Annotated in this window: 2 protein-coding genes; one reads left to right on the forward strand and one right to left on the reverse strand. The window is 46.2% G+C overall.

Annotated elements, in window-relative coordinates:
• Nucleotides 1-270 precede the first annotated feature (270 nt).
• On the forward strand, nucleotides 271-2,004 hold the full coding sequence (locus tag N902_RS18105; RefSeq protein WP_051564622.1) for a toprim domain-containing protein: 1,734 nt from the start codon (nucleotides 271-273) through the stop codon (nucleotides 2,002-2,004).
• Between the two features lie 899 nt (nucleotides 2,005-2,903).
• Here N902_RS18105 and N902_RS19850 read toward each other — a convergent pair.
• Nucleotides 2,904-3,068 (reverse strand): hypothetical protein, encoded by a 165-nt coding sequence (locus N902_RS19850; protein WP_153304244.1) that lies wholly within the window; start codon nucleotides 3,066-3,068, stop codon nucleotides 2,904-2,906.
• Between the last annotated feature and the right edge of the window lie 113 nt (nucleotides 3,069-3,181).

A 3,181-nucleotide genomic window follows, 5' to 3' on the forward strand; every position in this document is an offset into this window, starting at 1 on the left:
TTCGGGACAGCAATCGACTTTTTCGGCCTAAATAAGGAATTATGTCAAAGATCTTAGCTTGTTGAATGCAATAAAGTTACGCCGAAAGTTGAGTCTGAAAGATGACATACGCCCAGTGCTCCATTGGGCGGTCAAAGATGAGTTCTGGTCTACACAGATCAGATCTCTGGCCAGCCTCAGAAAGAACGGCAGCAACGGCGAGATGAAGTTTACCAATGTCTTTGCTGCATATAAAAGAAGCCAGCCAGCGCATAAGGTTGTGGAGGATGTATGGTGAATTTCAGCGAATACGGGATCAACATCCCTTCAGATGCCAGCGGAGAGGTCCGGGCCATATGCCCTGAATGCACCCCCAGCAGAAAGCATCAGCACCAAAATGAACGAGATTTGGCAGTAAATACAGACAAAGGGACCTGGTATTGCCACCACTGCGGGTGGTCTGGAGGCCTCAAGCAAAAGAAGGAAGACCTGAAACCTGCATACCTTAAGCCCAGTTATAACCCTGTGGATCTGCCGCCAAAGCTTATTCAATGGTTTAAGGACCGGGGTATAAGCAAAGAGACACTGGATGCGGCCAATATTGGATATCTTCAGCCACAAGGGAAAAGGCCAGGAGCTATAACATTTCCTCGATATAAAGGCGGCGAATGTGTAGCAATCAAGTATCGCACCCATGACAAACGGATGTGGCAGTCCAAGAGCCCTGAACCATGCTTTTACAACCACGATGGAGCTCTCAAGCATGCCCACGAGACGCTGATCATTTCCGAAGGCGAAATCGATGCTTTAAGTTTCATCGAGGCCCGGCTGCCCTGCGTTGCCTCAGTACCTGATGGAGCTCCCAATCCGACCGCTCAAAATCTGTCCACGAAGTTCAAGTTTCTTGAGGATGGACTTGTCGATCATTTCAAGAGCTTCGTGCTGGCAGTGGACAACGACGAACCCGGAAAATTTCTGGAAAAAGAGCTTGCTGATCGTCTTGGACGTCACAATTGCTTGAGAATAACATATCCCAGTGGATGCAAGGATGCCAACGATGTGTTGAGGAACATTGGACCAGAAGCTTTGCGCGAAGCATATACCAAGGCTCAACCCTACCCCATAGACGGCCTCTACACTATAGAAGATGCCAGGGATGATATACTTGCCCTGTATGAGTCCGGATTGAGACCTGGTTTGAGCACAGGCTGGGGTTCAATCGATGCTCTGTATACTGTCCGGACCTGCGAAATGACCATTGTGACAGGGATACCGGGATCTGGGAAAAGTACCTGGCTGGATGCACTCATGGTCAACCTGAACAGGATGCATCATTGGCGTATAGCCTACTGCTCCCCGGAAAACTGGCCAATTCAAAGGCATATGGCTAACTTGGCTGAAAAGATAGCAATGAAGCCCTTTGCCGCTTGTTCAATGACCGCTGAGAGAATGACCAGGGAAGAGATGGAAGACGCTCTCCAGGTACTGAACAAAAACTTTTATTTTACCCAGCTTCAGGAAGACGAAATGGGGATTGATGCTGTCCTGGATGTCATGCAGTCAGCAATTTCCAGACATGGCGTAAAGGGCATTGTCCTGGATCCCTGGAATGAGCTGGAATATCATCGACCACACAATCTCACTGAGACTGAGTTTGTCTCCAGGTCCCTGGGCAAAATCCGGCGCTTTGCTCGCCTGAATGACGTGCATGTCTGGATTGTGGCCCACCCTACAAAGCTCAAGCGCAACGAGGACGGTACCTATCCCGTGCCACGCCTATACGACATTTCTGGATCTGCCCATTGGTACAACAAAGCAGACAACGGCATTGCCATTTATCGTCGTACCCCAACAAAACCGGAAGTTGAGGTGCATGTTCAGAAGATACGGTTTCGGGAGGTTGGCTGTATCGGTAGCACCCAATTGAAATTTATTAAAGATTGTGGAATTTACATGGAGCTAAGCGCCAATGAACGAGCAAATATCCAATCAACCAACCACGAGATTGATGATGTGCCGTTCTAGGATCAGGATACAAGTAGCTGCGATCCGGATCTGATGTGCATGTCACAAACACCCCTAGCGTGGAGATCATTTTTATAGCGATATCAGCTAGTTTTTCAATATCTATTATCCTTTTCATAGGCCATTTGTGATTACATTTTCCAAATGATCTCGACAAAAAATGAGGCAATCCATGGGCGGACGCGGTTCAGGTCAGTACCCCAGATTTGGATCCAAGGAACGTACTGAAGCGCAAAAGAAAGTAGATATCCGGTTTCTCAGGAGGAACGGATGGCTGCGTCCTGAGTGCAACGGGAGCCTGTATTGGCATTGTGGCGATCGGCAAGTTGGGTCCATAACGTTTCAGACGCACAAGGATTACTTGCTCCTGAGTTATCGCTACCGACAGAACGGAGGCAGCTGGGAAAATATTGAGCAGGCTGTCCGCTTTGATTGGACCTCTTGCCATTTTGGCGGATGGAGATACTGGTTTCTATGTCCACGATGCGATAGGCGAATTGAAGCTCTGTATGGAGCTGGAAAATATTTTTGGTGCCGGCATTGTTACAGGCTGACATATGGATCTCAGCAGGAGAGTGAGGCTGACCGGATGCTGAGAAAAGCACAGAACATCAGGAAGAAACTCGGTGTCTCACCCGGAGATCTTCCCTTATTCAAGCCACGCAATATGCACCAGAAGACATTTAATAAGCTAAGAATCGATCTTCTTAAGTATGAAAATATCTTTTGGACTCGAGTTGCTGACCAGCTGGGGCTGGATCTTAGGTGAAGACTGAGATATGACTAAACTTATTGATGAGGTTTTTTATAGGAACCCATAGGAACCCAAAAAAATCATACACAAAACATGAACAAAATAATTATGAGATAAAATTAGCAATTGCCGGGGGTTGCCATAATCAACTAAACACATTAATTTGCTTAGCTAAACTTTTTTCCTTGCAGTCTCTAGGCTTTACGAAAAGGCTAACTCCAGAATCTTTAAAAAATTCCTGTCTACTATTAAATATTGATTTATAGAATAAGTTTTTTTTGACTTCTTGATCATCAACAATCTTATTCATATCATTACCTGTCAATCCGACAGGAGTTTCAGGAATCGATTGCCTCTGCGGTCAAATTAGCAACAATTACAATGCGTTGCATACATATAAATTGTAGAACCTATGCCATTACA

Origin of the sequence: Desulfovermiculus halophilus DSM 18834 (assembly GCF_000620765.1) — a bacterium.
GTDB classification, from domain to species: Bacteria; Desulfobacterota; Desulfovibrionia; order Desulfovibrionales; family Desulfothermaceae; genus Desulfovermiculus; species Desulfovermiculus halophilus.

Bases quoted from the DNA above. Each gene is read 5' to 3' on its own strand.
- N902_RS18105 (WP_051564622.1), top strand. From the start codon at position 271: ATGGTGAATTTCAGCGAATACGGGATCAACATCCCTTCAGATGCCAGC.
- N902_RS19850 (WP_153304244.1), bottom strand. From the start codon at position 3,068: ATGAATAAGATTGTTGATGATCAAGAAGTCAAAAAAAACTTATTCTAT.